This window comes from Amycolatopsis sp. NPDC043887, assembly GCF_056435665.1.
In genome coordinates, this window is sequence record NZ_JBWKEB010000001.1 from 352329 (window position 1) to 371558 (window position 19230).

Annotated in this window: 20 protein-coding genes; 10 read left to right on the plus strand and 10 right to left on the minus strand. The window is 68.1% G+C overall.

All coding sequences use genetic code 11. The annotated features are described in order from the left end of the window. Nucleotides 1-16: 16 nt before the first annotated feature. The 3 genes from AC069H_RS01805 to AC069H_RS01815 are packed head-to-tail and all read left to right on the plus strand — an operon-like array spanning nucleotide 17 to nucleotide 3032. The gene (locus tag AC069H_RS01805) at nucleotides 17-1213 is read left to right on the plus strand and encodes an AI-2E family transporter (protein WP_478223957.1); all 1197 of its coding nucleotides are present in this window, start codon (nucleotides 17-19) and stop codon (nucleotides 1211-1213) included. Further along, entirely contained in the window at nucleotides 1210-2376 is a 1167-nt protein-coding gene (macS, locus tag AC069H_RS01810) for a MacS family sensor histidine kinase (protein ID WP_478231034.1), read from the plus strand. Before AC069H_RS01805 ends, macS begins: the two co-directional genes overlap by 4 nt. After that, nucleotides 2373-3032 (plus strand): response regulator, encoded by a 660-nt coding sequence (locus AC069H_RS01815; protein WP_478231035.1) that lies wholly within the window; start codon nucleotides 2373-2375, stop codon nucleotides 3030-3032. Before macS ends, AC069H_RS01815 begins: the two co-directional genes overlap by 4 nt. On the opposite strand, the gene AC069H_RS01820 is transcribed toward AC069H_RS01815, so the two are convergent. Continuing rightward, nucleotides 3033-3959 (minus strand): hypothetical protein, encoded by a 927-nt coding sequence (locus AC069H_RS01820; protein ID WP_478231036.1) that lies wholly within the window; start codon nucleotides 3957-3959, stop codon nucleotides 3033-3035. A gap of 189 nt (nucleotides 3960-4148) precedes the next feature. Here AC069H_RS01820 and AC069H_RS01825 point away from each other — a divergent pair, with 189 nt between their 5' ends. After that, on the plus strand, nucleotides 4149-4811 hold the full coding sequence (locus tag AC069H_RS01825) for a DUF1707 SHOCT-like domain-containing protein (protein WP_340685765.1): 663 nt from the start codon (nucleotides 4149-4151) through the stop codon (nucleotides 4809-4811). Nucleotides 4812-4983: 172 nt separating this feature from the next. Here AC069H_RS01825 and AC069H_RS01830 read toward each other — a convergent pair whose 3' ends face one another. From AC069H_RS01830 to AC069H_RS01860, 7 genes are all read right to left on the minus strand, one after another. After that, nucleotides 4984-6402, minus strand: a complete 1419-nt coding sequence (locus AC069H_RS01830; protein ID WP_478231037.1) for an MFS transporter — start codon at nucleotides 6400-6402, stop codon at nucleotides 4984-4986. A gap of 102 nt (nucleotides 6403-6504) precedes the next feature. Continuing rightward, nucleotides 6505-8139: a phosphoenolpyruvate--protein phosphotransferase gene (gene ptsP / locus AC069H_RS01835; RefSeq protein ID WP_478231038.1), complete on the minus strand. Its 1635-nt coding sequence runs from the start codon at nucleotides 8137-8139 to the stop codon at nucleotides 6505-6507. Between the two features lie 68 nt (nucleotides 8140-8207). Continuing rightward, nucleotides 8208-9068: a ribokinase gene (locus AC069H_RS01840; RefSeq protein WP_478223951.1), complete on the minus strand. Its 861-nt coding sequence runs from the start codon at nucleotides 9066-9068 to the stop codon at nucleotides 8208-8210. A gap of 318 nt (nucleotides 9069-9386) precedes the next feature. Then, nucleotides 9387-10532 (minus strand): hypothetical protein, encoded by a 1146-nt coding sequence (locus AC069H_RS01845; protein WP_478223950.1) that lies wholly within the window; start codon nucleotides 10530-10532, stop codon nucleotides 9387-9389. Between the two features lie 28 nt (nucleotides 10533-10560). Further along, nucleotides 10561-11793, minus strand: a complete 1233-nt coding sequence (locus tag AC069H_RS01850; protein WP_478223949.1) for a WXG100 family type VII secretion target — start codon at nucleotides 11791-11793, stop codon at nucleotides 10561-10563. Nucleotides 11794-11796: 3 nt separating this feature from the next. Continuing rightward, on the minus strand, nucleotides 11797-12114 hold the full coding sequence (locus AC069H_RS01855; RefSeq protein WP_478223948.1) for a hypothetical protein: 318 nt from the start codon (nucleotides 12112-12114) through the stop codon (nucleotides 11797-11799). Between the two features lie 23 nt (nucleotides 12115-12137). Continuing rightward, on the minus strand, nucleotides 12138-12686 hold the full coding sequence (locus AC069H_RS01860; RefSeq protein WP_478231039.1) for a YbaB/EbfC family nucleoid-associated protein: 549 nt from the start codon (nucleotides 12684-12686) through the stop codon (nucleotides 12138-12140). 190 nt (nucleotides 12687-12876) lie between these two features. Here AC069H_RS01860 and AC069H_RS01865 point away from each other — a divergent pair, with 190 nt between their 5' ends. From AC069H_RS01865 to AC069H_RS01885, 5 genes are all read left to right on the plus strand, one after another. Then, nucleotides 12877-13248, plus strand: coding sequence for a hypothetical protein (locus AC069H_RS01865; RefSeq protein ID WP_478231040.1), 372 nt, complete (start codon nucleotides 12877-12879; stop codon nucleotides 13246-13248). Nucleotides 13249-13327: 79 nt separating this feature from the next. After that, nucleotides 13328-14692 (plus strand): hypothetical protein, encoded by a 1365-nt coding sequence (locus tag AC069H_RS01870; RefSeq protein WP_478231041.1) that lies wholly within the window; start codon nucleotides 13328-13330, stop codon nucleotides 14690-14692. A 2-nt stretch (nucleotides 14693-14694) separates the two neighbouring features. Then, the gene (locus AC069H_RS01875; protein ID WP_478231042.1) at nucleotides 14695-15450 is read left to right on the plus strand and encodes an ESX secretion-associated protein EspG; all 756 of its coding nucleotides are present in this window, start codon (nucleotides 14695-14697) and stop codon (nucleotides 15448-15450) included. Nucleotides 15451-15462: 12 nt separating this feature from the next. Further along, nucleotides 15463-15861: a hypothetical protein gene (locus AC069H_RS01880; RefSeq protein WP_478231043.1), complete on the plus strand. Its 399-nt coding sequence runs from the start codon at nucleotides 15463-15465 to the stop codon at nucleotides 15859-15861. Between the two features lie 14 nt (nucleotides 15862-15875). After that, the gene (locus AC069H_RS01885; protein WP_478223942.1) at nucleotides 15876-16505 is read left to right on the plus strand and encodes a DUF3558 domain-containing protein; all 630 of its coding nucleotides are present in this window, start codon (nucleotides 15876-15878) and stop codon (nucleotides 16503-16505) included. On the opposite strand, the gene AC069H_RS01890 is transcribed toward AC069H_RS01885, so the two are convergent. Beyond that, on the minus strand, nucleotides 16489-17400 hold the full coding sequence (locus AC069H_RS01890; protein WP_478231044.1) for a hypothetical protein: 912 nt from the start codon (nucleotides 17398-17400) through the stop codon (nucleotides 16489-16491). The genes AC069H_RS01885 and AC069H_RS01890 overlap by 17 nt on opposite strands. A 292-nt stretch (nucleotides 17401-17692) precedes the next feature. Between AC069H_RS01890 and AC069H_RS01895 the strand changes: the two genes are divergently transcribed. Further along, nucleotides 17693-18412 (plus strand): TetR/AcrR family transcriptional regulator, encoded by a 720-nt coding sequence (locus AC069H_RS01895; RefSeq protein WP_478223940.1) that lies wholly within the window; start codon nucleotides 17693-17695, stop codon nucleotides 18410-18412. A 1-nt stretch (nucleotide 18413) separates the two neighbouring features. On the opposite strand, the gene AC069H_RS01900 is transcribed toward AC069H_RS01895, so the two are convergent. Beyond that, nucleotides 18414-19151, minus strand: a complete 738-nt coding sequence (locus AC069H_RS01900; RefSeq protein WP_478223939.1) for an SDR family oxidoreductase — start codon at nucleotides 19149-19151, stop codon at nucleotides 18414-18416. Nucleotides 19152-19230: the final 79 nt, after the last annotated feature.

Genomic DNA, 19230 nt, shown 5'->3' on the forward strand with positions numbered 1-19230 from the left:
CCGATACGGTGAGCGCGTGAGCGAGCCCCAGCGCAAACAGCCGGAATTCGACCCGGCGAACCCGTTCCTCTCCGAGTCGACCGAAGACGTCACCAACCTGGTGCCCCGCGGCCTGCGGATCGGTGCGGCGTTGTCGTGGCGTTTCATCGTGGTGATCGCCGCGCTCTACGTCATCGTGTTCCTCATCGGCTATCTGTCGGTGGTCGTGATCCCGTTGTCGATCGCGCTGCTGCTCGCGGCGCTGCTCGCGCCGGCGGTCTCCAAGCTGACGATGTTGAGATTCCCTCGCGGGCTCGCGGCCGGGATAGTGCTGATCGCCGGGCTCGCGGTCCTCGGCGGGCTGCTGACGTTCGTCGTCGCGCAGTTCTCCTCCGGCCTGCCCGAACTGCAGAAGCAGCTGACGGAGAGCCTCAACCAGATCAAGGTCTGGCTCATCGACGGGCCGCTGCACCTGCGCCAGGAGCAGATCCAGGAGTTCATCAACCAGGCGATCAGCTTCCTGCAGAACAACCAGGCGTCGATCACCACGACCGCGCTCACCACCGCGGGCACGGTCGGCGAGATCGTCACCGGCTTCATCCTGACGCTGTTCATCCTCATCTTCTTCCTCTCCGGCGGCGACCAGATCTGGAAGTTCCTGGTCCGCGGTGTGCCGGGCCGCGTGCGGAACCGGGTCGACGTCGCCGGGAGGCGCGGTTTCGCGTCGCTGGTCAGCTACGTGCGCGCGACGGCGGCGGTGGCCGTGGTCGACGCGGTCGGCATCGGCATCGGGCTGGCGATCGTCGGCGTGCCGCTGGTGATCCCGCTGGCGACGCTGGTGTTCCTCGGCGCCTTCATCCCGATCATCGGCGCCGTGATCGCGGGCGCGGTCGCGGTGCTGATCGCGCTGGTGACGAAGGGCATCGTCGGCGCGCTGGTCGTGCTGGCCATCGTCATCGGCGTCATGCAGCTGGAAAGCCACGTGCTGCAGCCGATCCTGCTCGGCCGCGCGGTGAAGCTGCACCCGCTCGCCGTGGTGCTCGCGATCACCGCCGGTCTCGTCGCCGCCGGGATCGCCGGCGCGCTGCTCTCGGTGCCGCTGCTCGCGGTGCTCAACGCGGGGATCCGGTCGCTGCTGCATGAACACGATCCCGATCCGGCCGAGATCGACGTCCTGCGGGATCAGGCGGCGCAACCGAATGATCCCGGGGAAGAGTCCGAAGCCAAGTCATGACCGAGACCCCGCTCTGGCGCGCCGTCTCGGCGCTCGGCACGCGGGACCCGGCCACTCCGCTGTGGCGCGGGGTGATCGTGCTTCGCGTGACGACGCTGCTCTTCGCGCTCGGCTCGTTCGTCGTCCATTACGACGGCTACGCGAACAAGTGGCTGGCGTGGACGTCGTTCGGCTTGATGACGGTGTGGACGATCGTCAGCAGCGTATTCTACGCGCGGCCGTCGAGCCGCTGGCCGTGGCTGGTCGGCGTCGATCTCGCGCTCACCGTCGCCCTCATGTTCACGTCGGCGTGGATCCTGACCACCGCGCAGTTCGACGCCAACATCCCGCTCATCACGACGGTGTGGGCGGCGGTCCCGCCCGCGGCCGCCGGCACGCGGTTCGGCGCGGTCGGCGGGGTGCTCGCCGGGCTGGTGGTCTCGGTGGTCACCGGGCTGGTGCGCTGGCGGTTCGACGTCGACGTCGCCAGGGACGGCTTCCTGCTGACCGCGAGCGGGTTCGTGATCGGGCTGGCCGCCACGATGGCTCGCCGGTCGGCGGACGCGCTGACCAGGGCGTTGCGGATGGAAGCCGCGACGGCCGAACGCGAGCGGCTCGCCCGCTCGATCCACGACAGCGTCCTCCAGGTCCTCGCCAGGGTGCGCAAACGCGGCGCCGAATTCGGCGGGGAGGCCGCCGAGCTGGCGAAACTGGCCGGTGAGCAGGAGATCGCACTGCGCGCGCTGGTCACCACCGAGCCGACGCATCCGAGCGAGAACGGGACCACCGACCTCCGTGCCGCGCTGCAGCTGCTCGCGACGCCGTCGGTGCAGGTCTCGACGCCCGCGGGCGAGGTCCAGCTGCCCGAGCACGTGACCTCGGAGCTGGTGGCCGTGGCGCGCGAGGCGCTGTCGAACGTCGAGAAACACGCGGGGGAAGACGCGCACGCCTGGGTGCTGCTGGAGGACCTCGGCACCGAGGTCGTCGTCAGCGTTCGCGACGACGGGCCGGGAATCGCGCCCGGCGTTTTGGAACGCGCGGCGGCCGAGGGACATCTAGGTATCGCGGAGTCCATCAAGGGGCGCGTGCGGGATCTGGGCGGAAGTGTCGCCCTGGACACCGCGCCCGGCCAGGGCACGGAATGGGAAGTCAAGGTTCCAGTCGCGGCGAGGGGAAAGCGATGACCGGTGAGGCTCGGGTCTCGGTGATGGTGGTCGACGATCATCCGATGTGGCGGGACGGGGTCGCGCGCGACCTGGCCGAGCACGGTTTCGACGTGCGGGCCACCGCGCCGGACGCGCCCGCGGCGGTGCGGATCGCGCGCACGGTCCGGCCCGACGTCGTGCTGATGGACCTCAACCTCGGCGAGACCTCGGGCGTCGACGCCACCCGCGAGATCACCTCGGAACTGCCGTCGACCAAGGTCCTGGTGCTGTCCGCGAGCGGCGAGCACAGCGACGTCCTCGAGGCGGTCAAGGCCGGGGCGTCCGGCTACCTGGTGAAATCGGCTTCGGCGAGCGAGCTCGTGGACGCGGTCAAGCGGACCGCCGCGGGCGACCCGGTGTTCACCGCCGGACTCGCCGGGCTCGTCCTCGGCGAGTACCGCCGCATGGCCGACGCGCCGGACGACGGGCCCGCGCCGCCGCGGCTGACCGAACGCGAGACCGACGTCCTGCGCCTGGTCGCGAAGGGGATGACGGCGCGGCAGATCGCCGAGAAGCTCGTGCTGTCGCATCGGACGGTGGAGAACCATGTCCAGTCGACGCTGCGGAAACTCCAGCTGCACAACCGTGTCGAACTGGCCCGGTACGCCATCGAGCACGGGCTGGACGCTGAATAGTCACCCCTGGCCGATCGTCACCACCGACCGGTTCCGCTCGGTGGGCAACGCGGTCTTGACGACCGTCCACTGTGGCCGGTCGAGCCGCCAGCTCGCGACGACGTCCGTGGCGAGCACCAGGCTGGCGTCTTCGGTCCATTCGACCGCGACCCGCTTGAGCTCGGTGGCGATCGGTGTCGAGGGCGCGTGTGTCCAGGTCAGCGTGTCGAGGGCGAGCACCCAGACGTCGGCGGTCTGCGTGGCCGTCCCGGCCCAGGCCGGGTCGCCGAACAGCACGGCGACCTTGTAGCCGTCGCGGCTCGGCACCGCTGGGCCCGGTTTGCCGTTGGCCACCGGCCGCTTGACCGGCGTGCGCTGGTTGTTCCGCAGGTCGAGCACGGAGAACTCGGTCAGCTCGGCCAGCAGCATCCGATCCTTGGTGATCGCCAGTACCCGGGGGAACTGGTGCACGGCGCGGCCGGTGGCGGGGTCGATCAGCACGTCCTCGGCGGTGGCCGTCCCGGTGTTCACCGTGATCAGCAGGCCCTGCGGCACCTCCTGGCGCACCGCCATCGTGCAGCTCGCCGGACGGCCGCGCCCGCGCTCGACGCCGAGCAAGGAGACGTATTGGAGGCGGCACAGGTCATTGCCGTCGTCGCGGATCAGCCAGACACCGCTCTCGTCGGCGGCCGGGGCGACACTGCGGGCCTTGCCGAGTTTCCACGGCTGGTTCTTGGGATCGCCGTAGACGAGCACCTCGGACGGCTCCAGGCACGACGGCCCGCAGCGGCCGGCCGACAGCACGACCGGGAACTTGCCGACCCGGACGACGTCGTTGACCCGGTCACCGGCCGGGGCGCCGGGCAGCGGGGTGGTGACGCCGGTGGCGGGATCGAGCATCGACGGCGGCGAGGTCGCCATGACGAGCCGGAAACCGCTGTAGTCCACCGGGATGCCTTCGAGCTTCGACGGTGGCGGCGATGTCGGCCCGGGAGCCGGCGCCGGCTGCGAGGTGACGTCGGTGCATCCGGCCAGCAGCAGGACAGCCGCCAGCAGGGCGGCACAGGGGAGAAATACGGGTCTGTTCAGGGTATTTCCCCGATCTCGCGCGTGAGAATCGGTTCTACCATTCCTGGCATGGGCGAGGAAGAGCAGCCGGCGACCGAAACCAAGCCGTTGACCGGACGGGACATCCGGGTCTCCGACGCGGAACGGGAACACGTCGTCGAGGTCCTGCAGAAGGCGATCGGCCTCGGGATGCTGAACCTCGACGAGTTCACCGAACGGACCGACCGCGCACTCGCCTCGAAGACCCGCGGTGAGCTGAACGCGGTGCTCACGGATCTGCCCGGCCTGGTGCACCCCGAGGCGGGAATGGTGCCGCGGCAGCAGCAGAACCCGTGGGCACCGCCGAGGCAGCATGCCTACGCGCAGCCGTCCGGGCAGGTCATGGAGCTCAACGGCAAGTACTCGGCGTTGCAGCGCAACGGGAACTGGCTGGTCCCCGAGTCGATGGTGATCCGGAACAAGTACGGCGCCACGAAGCTGGACTTCTCCCAGGCCGAGATCCGGCATCCGGTGGTGCATATCGAACTGCAGGCCAAATGGGGTCCGGTGGAGATCACCATCCCGGAGAACGGCGCCGTCGACACCAACTCGATCACCGACATCAAGTTCGGCAACCTCGACGACCGGACGCGGTCGAACGGCCGCCCCGGCACGCCCCGGTTCGTCATCACCGGGCGCGTGCACGGGGGGTCGCTGATCATCAAGTACCCGCGGCGGGGTTTCTTCGGTTAGAGCCTGTTGGCGAAGCTGCGACGTGTCTCGCGAAAGGCACATAACGCGTGAACCCGCCCCGGCCGAAGGCCCCGCTATCGCGGTGGCAGGGCGCCTCTGTCGCGAACGTGAGAGGTAAGACCAGGTCGCGCCCTGCCGACGCGATCGCGGACGCGGGTTCACCAACAGACACTCAGGCGCCGACCGGGCGCACGTGGCGGAGGTGCCGGAGTACGAAGTACGCGACCGCGGCCAGCACCAGCGCGGCCAGTCCGGACACCGCGTGCATCCCGCTGGCGAACGCGTCGTGCGCGGGGACGGCGTCGGCGAGCCGGGACCGGGTGACCGCGTTGCCCAGGGTCCCGACGGTCGCGATGCCCAGCGCGTAGCCGAATTCGTTGCCGGTCTGCGAAAGCGAGGCCGCCGAACCGGCCTTCTCCGGCGGCACGGAGCCGACGACCAGATCCGTGCCCAAGGTGACCAGCGGACCACCGCACAGGCAGGTGATGGCGAAGGCGATCGACGGCACCACCGGACCGGCGCCCGCCTCGACCTGCGTCAGCAGCAGGAATCCGGCGATCGCGCCCGCCAGGCCGGCGGCGATCAGCGTCGCGGGGCGAACACGGCGGGCGAGGACCGGCGCGGCCAGGAAGCTGACGGTCGACGCGAGCATGCCCGGCAGCAACGCCAGCGCGGCGCCGACCGGCGAAAGCTCCAGCACGATCTGGAAGAACTGCGCGACGAAGAGCATGGTCGTACCGCCCAGCATGGTGAACGCGCACATCCCGCCGATCGCCGTGGTGAACGCGCGGGCGCGGAACAGCGTCAGGTCGATCAGCGGGTCCTGGAGGATTCGCTGGCGCCGCACGAACACCACACCGAAGGCCAGGCCGATCAGCAGCGAGGCCACCGGGACCACGTGCACACCCTCGCGGGCGAGTTCCTTGATGCCGTAGACCGCGGGCAGGATCGTGACCAGCGAAAGCGCGACGCTCGCCGGATCGATGCGGCCGGCGTTCTCGTTGCGGTACTCGGGCAGGAGCTTTGGGCCGACGACGAGCAGCAGGACCATCGCGGGCACGCCGAGCAGGAACACCGACCCCCACCAGAAGTGCTCCAGCAGCACGCCGCCGACCATCGGCCCGACGATCGCGCCGACGGTGAAGCAGCCCGCCCAGATGCCGATCGCGAGCGAACGCTGGCGGCTGTCGGAGAACAGGTTGCTGATCAGGGCGAGCGTCGACGGCGCCAGCGTCGCGCCGGCGATCCCGAGGAGCGCGCGGGCGGCGATGAGCATCAGCGCGGAGGTCGAGAACGCGGCCAGCACGGAGGCGAGCCCGAACGCCGTGGCGCCGATGAGCAGCAGTTTCCGGCGTCCGATGCGGTCGCCGAGGGTGCCCATGGTGACCATGAAGCCGGCGATCATGAAGCCGTAGACGTCCATGATCCACAGCTGCTGGACGCTGTCGGCGCCGAGGCTCTGGCTGAGCTTCGGCAGCGCGAGGATCAGCACGAAGACGTCGAGGGAGACCAGGAAGGTGGGGAGGGCCAATACGGCCAGCCCGACCCACTCCCGGCGTCCCGCCCGCGTCGAGGTCATGGTGGTCGTCATGGTCCGGTCCTTTCGTCGCTTCGGTGTCTTTCACCTAGGCGTCGAAGTGGTGGACCTGATTTCGACATGCCCCCGATCCTTTTTGGGAGCGGGGGACCTTTGCTACCGCTTCGCGGCGGCCTGCCTCGCGGCGACCGGGTCCGACGTGGCCAAAACGGCCTCGGCCAGCGACTCGCATTCGGCCAGCGTCGTGGCCGCCAGGCTCGCGCCGACCGCGCGCACGGCGGGCGCGTTCATCGAAAGGCTGGTGAGGCCGAGCCCGGCCAGCACCAGCGCGAGCCTCGGGTCGGCGGCGGCTTCACCGCAGACACCGGCGGGCTTGCCGGTGTCCTTCGCGGCCTGCCCGATGACCTTCAGCAGGCGCAGCAGCCCTGGCTGCCACGGGTCGTTGAGCTTGGCGACCGCGCCGAGCTGGCGATCCGCGGCGAAGGTGTACTGCGCGAGGTCGTTGGTGCCGACGGAGACGAAGTCGACCGCGTCGAGGATCTCGCGGGCGGTCAGCGCGGCGGCCGGGATCTCGATCATCACGCCCACGCGGGCGATTCCGGCGGCGCGGGCGCGCTCGGCGAACCAGGCGGCCTCGGCGGCGGTGGCGACCATCGGGGCCATCACCGAAACCTCGGCTCCGGAGTCCTGCGCGGCACCCGCGATGGCCTCGAGCTGGCGGTCGAGGATCTCGGGCCGGTCGAAAGCGACGCGAAGGCCGCGTACGCCGAGCGCCGGGTTCGGCTCGACCTCGGGCTCCAGGAACGCGAGAGGCTTGTCGGCGCCCGCGTCGAGCGTGCGGACGATGACCGGCTTGCTGCGGAACGGCGTGAGCACGGCGGTGTAGGCCTTGCGCTGCTCTTCGACGCTCGGCTCGGCGGACGCGTCGAGATAGCAGAACTCGGTCCGGAAGAGGCCGACGCCTTCCGCGCCCGCCTCGGCCGCGGCCTGGGCATCGGTAGCGGAACCGACGTTGCCGAGCACCTTCACCCGGTGGCCGTCGGAGGTCGCGCCGGTGCCGTCCCACTCGATCGCGCCGGTCTTGGCGGCCGTGACGACCTCGGCGGCCGGGTCCGCGACCTCGACGACCCCGGTGTCCCCGTCCACCGCAAGCGCTTGCGCGTCGAGCGCGAGGATGCCGCGGACCGCGACGACGGCGGGAATGCCGAGCGCGCGGGCGAGGATCGCGGTGTGACTGGTGGGGCCGCCCTCTTCGGTGACGAGCGCGAGCACCTTGTCCGGGTCGAGGCCCGCGGTGTCGGCGGGCGCGAGGTCGCGGGCGACGAGCACGCTCGGCGAGTCCAGGTCGGGAACGCCGGGAGGCGCGATGCCCAGCAGTTCGGCGATGAGCCGGTCGCGCACGTCGAGGACGTCGCGGGCACGCTCGGCCATGTAGCCGCCCGCGGCCGCGAGCGCGTCGGCGAACTTGCCCGCCGCCTGGTGCACCGCACGCGGCGCGGGCAGGTTCTGATCCTTGACCAGCTGCTCCGCCGAGGAGACGAGCGCGGGGTCGGCCGCCATCGCCGCGGTGGTGATGAGGATCGTCGCGGCCTCACCCGTCGCCGTCTCGGCGAGCTTCTCGAGCCTGCCTGCCACGATCTGCGCGGCCGGGGCGATCCGGGCGGCCTCGGCGGCGGGATCGGCCGGTGCCGGCGTGCTCGCGGGTTCGCCGAGCGGCTCGGCGACCCGGACGACAGGACCGCTCGCGCGGCCGGGACTGACGGCGACCCCGGACAGTGACTCAGACGGCATGGTCTAGACCATATCTCATAGGCGGCGTGACCTGGCTCATAGCCACCAGCAGAACACAGACGAAGGCATCATTCCAGTTCGGACGCCGTCGGATACGAAGGCTGCGCCCCCTGGCGGGTCACGGTGATCGCCGCCACCTTCACCGCCTTGCGCGCCGCCTCGGCCAGCTCGTCACCCTTCGCGAGCGAGGTGGCGAGCGCCCCGGCGAAAGCGTCACCGGCGCCCGTCGTGTCGACGGCCTCCACCTTCGGCGACGGCACCTCCGTCACCCCGTCCGCGGTCACCACCGCCGCCCCCTTCGCGCCGAGCGTCACGACAGCGGCCTTCGGACCGAGGTCGAGCAGCTTGGGGAAGTCGGCCTCGCCACCAAGGAGGAAGGCCGCCTCGTGCTCGTTGACCAACAGCACGTCGAGCCCCTGAAGCGTCTTCGCGGAAAGCTCGGCCGCCGGCGACAGGTTCAGCAGGGTTTTCGCGCCGCTCTCGACGGCCTTCGCGACGGCGTGCTCGACGGTTTCGAGCGGGATCTCCAGCGACAACACCACGACCTCGGCGCCGTCGAGGTCGACATCCTCGGGCCGCAGGGCCGAATTGGCGCCAGGCGAAACGAGAATCGAGTTCTCACCGTCGGGCGTGACCGTGATGTACGCGATCCCCGTCGGACGCTCGCTCGTGCGCAGGGAGCCAGTGTTCACCCCGGACTCGGCCAGCGACCGCTTGAGCAGCTCGCCGTACGGGTCGTCGCCGACCGCCCCGAGCAACGCGACGTCGGCGCCGAGCCTGGCCGCGGCGACCGCGGTGTTGGCGCCTTTGCCACCCGGCGACAAGACCGTGTCGCCGCCCAGTACGGTTTCGCCACCACCCGGCCGCCGGTCGACCGGGACGACGAGATCGGCATTGGCGGACCCGATGACCAGCACCTGAGAAGTCATGGAGGAAACGATGCCATGACCAGCAGTTGTCCGGTCATGGCCCTTCTCCGGGCGAAGATGTGAAGAACTTTGTAACTTTCTCGGCGCGTAGTGCGACAATCAGGCGAGCAGCGGAACGCCGTCACTCTTTCGGGGGATAACCTTCCCCCGGGCGTCACTTCGGCGATCACGCCCGCTCTTGAGATGCGTTGCCGCTTCCAAGCGGTGACGTTGCCCCGATCCCGGCCGGTGCCGGGAAGAGGGCATCGGGTCGCCGGCGTCGATCACGTAGCCCCCCGAGTGATCGGCGCCGGCGGCGCCCCGGCTTCAGCCTCCTGGTCAGCCCGGCGCCGCCGTCTCCCGGAACTCCACGCGGTCGGACTTCCGCATGCTGCTCTCGAACTCGCGTCGCGCGTTCACGCTGAACGGCCGTCCCAACCGATACCAACCACCGGCGAGACTGTCGGACTCGGCGTTGTACGGGTCGCTTCTGGTCAATTCGGCCAACTTCGGATGGCGGATCGCGAACATGTCCGACCCAGGCAGGAAGTCCAAGTAGGTGGAGCCGTGGTCGACTCCCCACCGCACTGCGTCGATCTCGTGCCACCACACTCCGACGAAGGTGCCGTATGTCCGGAAGTAGAAGCCGCGAGGTCCGAGTTCCAGCACGACTTTCCTCTTCTTCTCGTGCGTCGCTCCTTCGAAGCCTTCGACCACCATCGTCACTGCGAAAAGCGCAAAGAGCACCACAAGCGCGCAGACGCGCACTGAGCCTTCAGTGGCGGCAGCGACCACCAAGGCCGTGACCTCGATCATCAGGGCCGCGAACCGGAAGGCTCCCAACTTGCGCTTGTCCCAGCCGTTCACATGGATCTTCACCGCGTCGTCCACGACGTCAAGATCTTCCTCGCGGGCCGTGGCCACCACCGGTTCGTCGGGCACGGTCCGCACGACGGTGTTGTCGTCCTCGATCGCGACATCGACATGCTTCACAAGAAAGGGCAACAGCAGCTTCATCTCACGAGGTCTGAGGTCGATATCGGCCACTTGGAGGTCGCCGTCGGGTTCACGGGCCAATCCCGCGGACAGTGCGTCGAAACCCGATACCGGGCGAATGACCAGATTGAAGTCGTCAGCTCCGGAACGGTGCGGGGAGTACTCGCGAAAGTCGAGGCTCAAGATGATCTTCGCGATGTCTTCCCACTGAGCACTCCAGGCCACCACGCCACCCTTGATACGCCTGATTCCCGCACGATCGAAAATCAGTTCGTCAGCGGGAGGCGGCGTCCGGTAGTTACGGAACTCGATGGTTCCGCAGTAGATGAACACGGCGCAGAGGACCCCGGCCACGATGCGCACTGCCAACTGGTAGTCGCTGACCACGGCGATCGCCATGACCACGGTCAAGGTGCCGAACAGGATGACCAGCACCAGATGACCGAAGACCCCTGGCGTCCTTGAGATCACCAACCGCTCATCGGCCACTTGGCGTTCCTTCCACGTCGTTGGGGTCCTATAGAGAACCTGAGATCCGCTGCCCACCCTGTTGGTCGAAGATCGGCGGCTCGACTGCTTGGTTTTCTGAATCAGAGGGCTTCTGCGGTGCGCCTGCCGCGCTGTACGGACCCATGACCCCAGCTGGAGGCGGCGCCTTTTTGCTAGGCGGCTCCTCCTCCTCGCCGAAAACGTCGCCTGCCGTCTCGTCGATCTTTTTCCCGATAGCTTTGCGTTTCTCCTTGGTGAGGTTCGACTGGAAGTCTTCGCCGTAGTTTTCCTTGAGGCGACCAGTCACATTTTCCTTCACCTGCGCCAGGTTCTCAGTGAGACTCTTGTCCTTGGCTGTACCTTCCAAGCCAAAGATGTGCTTGCGAGACTCCGGCAGATCTTTTCTCGCCTCGGTGACCTTCGACGCGAAGGTCGTGTCACCTGCACCGTCGATCGCTTTCTTCCCGCTGCCCATGAACTTCTTCAGCGCCTTTGGAGTCAAGGCGTCCTTGATCTTGTCGAAGCCGTCGGTGAGACGTTTGAAGAGGCCCTTCGCCTTGCCGAAGGCCTTGGTCAACTTCTTGATCCAGCCGAGGCACCTCTGTGCGTAGCTGATGGCCTTCGGGGTTCCCTCCGCGGCGATACCGGCAGGCATCGCCGGCCCCGGGTAGCGCATCGCGATACTCACGAGTTTCCCGAGACACTCCGAGATCAAGTCTCGAACGATGGTCCGTACGACCGCAAGGATCATTTTGCAGACGCTGACCAGCGTCCCGATGGAATTCGCGCCCGAGGCAATACCCGCGTACAGGTCGGCCCGATTCTTGGCGAAGGCCCGGTAGGCGTCCGCAGCATCACCGGTCCAATTCGCGCTTTCGCGCTCGACGGCCTTACCCAGGTCCTCGCTGACGGACTCGAGTTCTTTGCCGATGTTCTCCCAGGTCCCGATCATGTTGTCCAGTGCCACCTGGTCGCCCACGAGCCAATCGAGCGGCTCACGGAGGAACGGCACGTGCTCGATGATCCAACCGAACGCCGATGCCGCCAGAGTCCCGATCGGATCGGCGACGAGGTCGGCAAGACCGGTCACGCCGTTGGCGAAGTTCGCCAACCCTTCCGCCCAGTCTCCGCTCGCGATCTTGGCGCCGGTGTCCCAGAAGTCTTGGAGGATTCCCGCGCCTTCGAGCGAGCTTTCGTCCTGTGCGGCGTCTGTCTTGATCAGCGGATTGGCACCAGGGGCAGCGACGGGTGTTTCTGCCATCGGTCAGTCCTCCACCTTGAAGAAGCTCTTGAACTCGTCCTCCTGCATTTGCTTCCTCTGTTGCCAGGTGTGCACACGATCGGCATGGTCGGCCGAAGCTTCGACAGCCGACTCGATCGCGCTCCGCGCCAGGCTCTGGACAGTGGCGCAGATCGCGGCCAGCGGGATTCCGACAAGGCCGAATGCTTCGTCGCCCATTGCCGCGTCTGCGGCTGACCCGGTCATCGCAACTCGTTGCCCCAGGTAATCGATCGTATTGCGGTGCGCGGCGAGCTCCGCGGGATCGACCTTGAAGTCTTCACTGCCTTGCGGCTGTCCCATGATTTTCTCCCTCAAGAACCCGCTCAGCGCAGGAAGTCTCCGCCGGTGAAGTAGTCGTCCTCGTGGTCCGTCTGCTGCCTGCGCGCGGCACGCGGTGGCGCGGGTGGGGCCAGAGGGGCGGGCGGCTTCGGAGCAGGAGGCGGCGGAGGAGCGTCGAGTTCGTCTTCGGCGACGAAGCGGTCGTCCTCGTCCGTCTCCTGGTGGCCGCCCTCGACGTAGCCCGTCGGTTCGGGTTCCGGGTATTCGTTGTGCAGCTGGGTGACCAGCTCGTTCATGGTCTCGGTGCCCGCGATGGACGGCACGCCCGCCTGCATCGCGCCCGCGAGTTTGCTCTGCGCGCTCTGGACGACGCGGAGGATCTCCTGGGCGAGCGCGGGGTTGTCCCGCACGGACGGGCCGATCTCCAGGCCGACGAGGTTCCCCGCGTGGTTGACCTTGACCGAGATCTGGCCGTCCTTGCTGCGTTCGGACACCGAGACGCTTTCGATCTCGGTGCGCATCTGATTCGCCTTTCGCTGCGCGTCGGCCAGTTTGGCCTCGAAATCAGCGAAGAGCCGCTCAGGGTTCGACACGCGAACCTCCCCTGTTCACGTCGTAGCCGTTCGGCGACCGAGTGTGGCACACCCGTCTGACATCGGGGAACGTTTGGCATACATCCGCGCCCCGGTCGTGTGGATCACCACAGCGCCCTTCGGTTTTCCCTACCGGATCCGGCGGCTTACCCGATGTTCTCGCAGGTCAGACACCCTTAGCGTGCTCGTTATGACGATTTCGGACTGGAAACGCGCGGTCTACGCGCTTCTCGTGCTTCCGGGCTACCTCGGTGGCGCGAAGGTCCAGCGTGGACTGGCGCGGCGTTGGCTCGGGCACGAGAGCGGGTCACGGCCGCGGTTCGTGGCGGCCTTCGCTCCGAGCGCGGCCGCGTTCCTGCTCGCGTTGCTGCTCTTCTACCTTGTCGGGCGTATCGCGACGTACGGGCTCTTCTGGACCGGGAGCGACCCCGAGGGCACGTGGGGCGGGCCGACGCTGGCGGGAGCGTGGATCGTGCATTTCCTCATCGCCGCTGGGATGGCCGTGCCGATCTTCCTGGTGCTCCGGCCACTCACCAAGCTCCAGGCTCGCCTTCTCGGCTGAAACCCGTCTACCAGGTGTGATCGGCGCGGTATTGTGCGTGAGCGCAAGACATCGACCGATTGGGCCGGGGAGGGCTTCGATGGGTTTGTTCGGGGACGTATGGGAGGCGGCCACCGGCCTGCTCGGTAAGACCGGCGCCGGTGCGGCGGCCGGTTTCGCCGTGGGCGGGCCGGTCGGCGCGATCATCGGCGGGATCGTCGGGTCGAACTCGAGTGACGGCTCCGGCGCGGTCGATCGAGGCGGCCTGACGCCCAAGCAGCTGCTTGAAGCCGTCCTGAACGGCCCTGGAACCGGCTCGTTGGAAGAAGCGCGCAGGGTCGGTGGTGAGCAAGCGCGGAACCAGACCCAGCTGCATGACGGGACCCGCGACGTGATGACGGCGTTGGAGTCCGCCTGGACCGGCGGCGCGGCGGACGCCGCGCGGGCGAAGCTTCAGCCGCTCGCCGACTCCTCCACGTCGGCGTCATCGAGCCTGGAGCGCAATTCGGGGTTGACGCAGACGCAGCTGGATCAGTTCGTGTCGCTGAAGAACTCGCTGGACCGCGAAGTCGCCGCCGACCCACCGGCCACGGGCACCTACGACGACGTGACGCCGTGGGACACCGACACCGAAGACAAGGTCAACCAGTACAACCAAAAGGCGCAGGCGAATCTCGAGCGCTACAACGCCTACAACGACCAGTCCACCTCGAACAATGCCGGCCGGACCATCGACTACGGGCAGCTCGGCGCTTTCGACGGCGGGGATTTCAAGGTCGATGACAGTCGGCCCGGTCCTGGCGACGGCGGCAAGGTGCGCGGGTTCGACGGGCGCTCGGATTCCGGTGGCGACGGATACCGGCCGCCTCCGGGCGGGGTGCAACCGCCACCATCGTCGTCGGGGCCTCCACCAACCGGCCCCGAAACCCCGAACCACCGGCCCTACGAGGCCCCACGCCCGCAGCCGTCCGATCCGAGCTTCCGCCCCGGCCAGTACGACGATGGCACGCGGGCGGCGGGTTACACGCCTCCGCAGCCTTCGTCGTATCCGGGTTACCAGCCGCCGTCCTTCGGCCCTGGCACCGGCGGCGGCACCAACTTCGGCCCTGGTGGTGGCGGAGCCGGGTTCGGGCCGGGCTTCGGTCCCGGCGCCGGCAGTGGTTTCGGACCCGGCTCGGGCTCGTCCGGTGGTCCGGGGAGCGGCTCCGCACCTGGACCTGGTCGCGGCAGCGGGGCGATGGCTCCCGGTCAGCCCGGCCAGGTAGCCCGTCCTGGCATGCCCGGTGGCCCCGCCGGGGGCGCGGGCCGGCCTGGCGCACCGGGAATGGGCCCGATGGGCGCGGGCAAGGGCAGGGGCGGCGAGGACGAGGAACACAAGCGTGCCTCCTACCTGCAGGAAGCCGACCCCGACAGCGTCTTCGGCGGCACTGAGACAAAGCCGGTCCCGCCGGTGATCGGGCTCTGATCGTGTTCGAAGCACCCCTGTACCTGCCGAAGACCGTCCTGCTCACCGCGTGGGAGTGGGAGCACCACGGCACTCCGCCCGCGGCGCTCGGTCCGGACCACCTGTGGCTCGCCGAGGACACCAAGAAGAAGCTTGACGACGCTGTGCTCGACACCCTCACCGAACTGAAGCTGGCCTCCGGGGGCAGCTTGACCGGGGAGTTCCGCGACCTTCTCCGCGTGCTGGCCACCGGCCCGCTCCGGTTCACCGCCTGGCTCGGCGACATCGAGTCGGACGAGACCGGGAACATCCTCGTGTCGGCGTCCGGCCGGGACGCGGTCCGGGTGATCCGCCAAGACGAGAAGGTCCGTATCGACGTCATCGATCCCGGCTACGGCGCCGAATCGCTGGTCGACATGTTGCCCCCGGTCGAACCGGCCCGGATCGACCCGGTCAAGATCCCGAAATCCCGCTTCTCGGGCCAGCCGGTCTACGAGGATTCGTACGACCTCGAAGACCCGACCGACGAGCCCGAATACGACCCCTTGCCCTCGGCGCGGGAGTTGATGGCGGCGAAACGAACCGGCGTGCACCAGCTCTACGCGGTCAACAACGGCACCAGGAGCACTCCGCTGACCGTGGTCGACACCGCTCATGCCGGACGCGTCCTCACCTACGTGCTGCCGGGTGAGGACGGCGAACCGCTGGTCAGCTTCGAACCGGGGAGCCGGGACGTCCTGGTCGACGTCCTCTATGCGACCCTGCATGGACTGAGATAAGGGGAGATCTCGATGACTTCGTTCTTCGGGGACGTCTGGTTCCAGAACAGTGACGACGTCGTAGGCGGTGGAGCCGCACCGGCCGGCGGCGGGGGCTTCACCATGAACGGCGACGAAATGCGCGCCCTGCTCAAGAAGTGCCAAGACCAACGCGACTTCATCCTCAAGCAGTACGAATCTGCGGGGAAATTGCACCAGGTCGACCCGCCAGGCTATGAACCGGCAAGCTGGCGCGCGGTAAACGACAAGAACGGCATCAACGAAACCGGCCGCTTCTATGTTGGCCATCTGCGTTTCCAAGAGGACTACTACACAGAACTCATTCTCAGGCTGGAGAAGGCGCTAGGGTTGACCGAGGAAGCGGACCGTCAAGCGGCCGAAGCAACCAAGAAAAGCGGGTCAATCGAATGACTTCACGGCACCTGGTGGCCACCCTCGCGCTCGTCGCCACCGGAACCCTGCTCTTGGCGGCCTGCGATGGCAACGGCACCACTCCCGGCACCCCGACACCAGGCACGGAAGCGCCTGCCGCTTCGTCGAGCGCGGTGGGAGTCCCAAACAGCGGAGCACTCGCCGTACAGAACCCGCTCCCGGCAAAAGTGCTCGACGGGAGCCCATGTGACAGCGCCCTCACCACCCAGCAAATTGAGTCCTTCGTCGGCGAACCGAAGCCCGCCGAGCCCAGCACCGACGCCCTTGGCGCCGCCTGCACTTTCCGCGCTGCATCCGGCAGCGGCGCAGGATTCTCCATCGGCTACCAAACCAAATCCGACCAAGGCATCTCCCTCGCCTACAAGAACGTGAAACCGAAAGCAGATCGCTGGCTAGACCTCGATCCAATCGACGGCTATCCGGCGATCGCCTACGCCATCAATGCCGGAGCGGCGCCGGACGACAAGAAGCACTGCGTCGTCGTCGTAGGTGTATCCGATCAGCTTGCCTATTCGGTTTCCCTCACACTCGGAGACAAGGCGTACCGCGCGGGTAAGGATTCATGCGACGCAGGCCGCAGTGTGGCTGCGGAAGTCCTGAAGAACCTCAAGGGGAGGGCGTAAGCCGGGCATAGACGGCCTCGGCACCTTTAACGAGGTTGTCGCGCGTCCTGGCCGGGTCGGTTTTGGGAGCGATGAGACTGATCCGCACCATCGAGCGACCGCTGTGGAGGAGGACCTGGCCGCCGTCGGCGCCGAAGTGGCCACAACTGGCCTCTCCCAGAGGCCGGGGTAACTCCACGCCCCGCTCGACGTCACAGTGCTCGCGAACAGCGGCGGTGGCGATGCCAGGATCCGGTACGGACAGTACGGTCTGGCTCACGGTGACGCTCGGTGCGATCCCCTCCGAAAGCGCCACTTGGCCGGTGCGGTCACAGCGCATCTCGACACTGTTGTGCTTCGAGCCGGGGCTTTCGCTCAAACTGAACAGATCCCGTTGCAGACCATCGGTCGGCCGTTCAGTGATCATGGTGAAGACCTCCGCCGGGAAGGCGGCGCACGGGTCGGCGACGAGGTCGTAAGGCGCCGGATAGCTGTGTACGGGCATGGACCGCGGGCCTTGGGCGACGTTCCGGCGGATGCCGTCGAGCAGCGTGGTCAAGGCGACTTCGGGATCTGGGAGCCTGGTGAAGCCGGTGATGCCGAGCTCCAGGATGTTGTAGTCGGTCTGGACACTCACCTTGATGTCGCCTGGTGCCCTCTCGGACACCTGCCGAGCACCGACCTCCAGCACGGCGTCCCGCCAATCCATTTGTTGCGAAAATCGCGAGTGCAAGACGTGGAGGTTCACACTGATATCGGTCAGCTTCGGCGCGGAGGACACGCTGACGCTGCCGCCGCACGTACTCGCCCACCCGCCCTTTCCGGCGAGTTCGGGCCGGTCTCCGTCGGTGGTGCTCAGGCGATCGCCGCCCTGGAGGAAGCCGTCCTTCAACGCCATTCCCGCGGCGGCCAGCACGTCCGGGGTGAGGACCGCGCACGCGTTGTGGACAAACCCGCCCTGGAAGGTGGCGGGTGGTTCGGTGCTGGGAGTCTCCTTCAGAATGAAGCGCTGTGGTGGCGGTGGCGGCTCGGCCGTGTCCGCCGGACCGGGTCGAGGAACGCAAGCCGCGCAGACCAAGGCGGGCACGATCAACAGCAGTACGTGTTTCATCAAGGTGGAACGCTACGAGTTGCCGACGCGGAAGCCAGCCCGCTTCGGGATGAGTCCAGCTGCCACGATTCCGACACTGACCACCTAGAATGCCCGGATGACCAACCCCAGCCGCAGGGGCCGCGAGCGGGCGGCGACCGACCAGGACATCCGCCGGACGGCGCGGGCGCTCCTGGTCGAGCGGGGCCCGGAGGCCGTGACCCTACGGGCGATCGCGCGCGAGCTCGGCATCACGGCGCCGGCGCTGTACCGCTACTACGGTTCCCGTGACGATCTGGTCGAGCATCTTCGCGCGGACGTCGTCGCGGATCTGGCTGCCGGGCTCGCCGAGGACATCGCGCAGCTGCCGGATGAGGGCGCGCTGCAGCTTTTCGCCATCTGCAAGGGATTCCGGCGCTGGGCGCTCGCGCATACGAAGGAGTTCACGCTGGTCTTCGCGTCGCCCGCGGGCGACGACACGTTGAGCAGGCTGGGCGAGCCGTTCGGGCGGATCTTCCTCGCGGCGGCGGGGCGGGTGCTCGCGACGCACGACCTGGTCACGCCGTCGAACGACGTGGTCCCCGTCGAGCTGCGCGACGATCTCACGTCGTTCCAAGAGGAACTGCTCGCCGTGCTGAAGGAGTCCGGTGCGACGTTCCCGCTCGAAAAGCTCGACCTCGGCGTGACGTACCTGATGATCCAGTTCTGGGCCCGGCTCTACGGGCACGTCACGCTCGAGGTCTTCGGCAATTATCCGATCCCGTTCTCGAAACCGGACGTCCTCTTCGACGCGATGCTGGCCGATCTCGCGCGGGAGATCGGCCTCACCGCGGATTGAGCTACGCCGCGTGCCCGCCGTCGACCGAGACGGTCGAGCCGGTCACGTACTTGCTTTCCGGCCGTGCCAGGAACGACACCGTGGCGGCCACCTCCGACGGCGAGCCGTAGCGGTCGAACACCGTCAGGCTCCGCTGGTCGGCGGCGTAGGGGCCGTCGGCCGGGTTCATGTCGGTGTCGGTCGGGCCGGGGTGGACGATGTTCACGGTGATACCGCGCGGCCCCAGTTCCCTGGCCAGCCCCTTGGTCATGCCCAGCAGGGCGGTCTTGCTCACCGCGTACAGCGACATCCCGGGGCCGGGCACGCGGTCCGAGACGCAGCTGCCGATGGTGATCACGCGCCCGCCGTCGCCGAGGTGCCGGGCCGCGGCCTGCGTGGCCACGTAGACACCGCGGACGTTGACCGCGAGCACGCGGTCGATGTCCTCCAGGCTCGTCTGGTCGAGCGGGCCGACGAAGCCGACGCCTCCGTTGTTGACCAGCACGTCGAGCCTGCCGAATTCGGCGACCGCCGTGTCGACCGCGGAAACCACGGCCGCGGCGTCGGCGCTGTCGGCCTGGATCGCCAGCGCGCGGCGGCCGAGCGCCTTGATCCGGTCCACGACACCGGCCGCGAGTTCGGCGTTGCTCTGGTAGGTGAGTGCGACGTCGGCGCCGTCCTCGGCGAGCCGGATCGCCGTGGCGGCACCGATCCCGCGGCTGCCGCCGGTCACCAAAGCCACCTTGCCGTCGAGGGTCATGGGGTGTTCTCCGTTCGATTTCGTTGTCCTTGAACAACTCCATCGAATCGCCTCATGACCCTCGACGCTGGCGGCTATC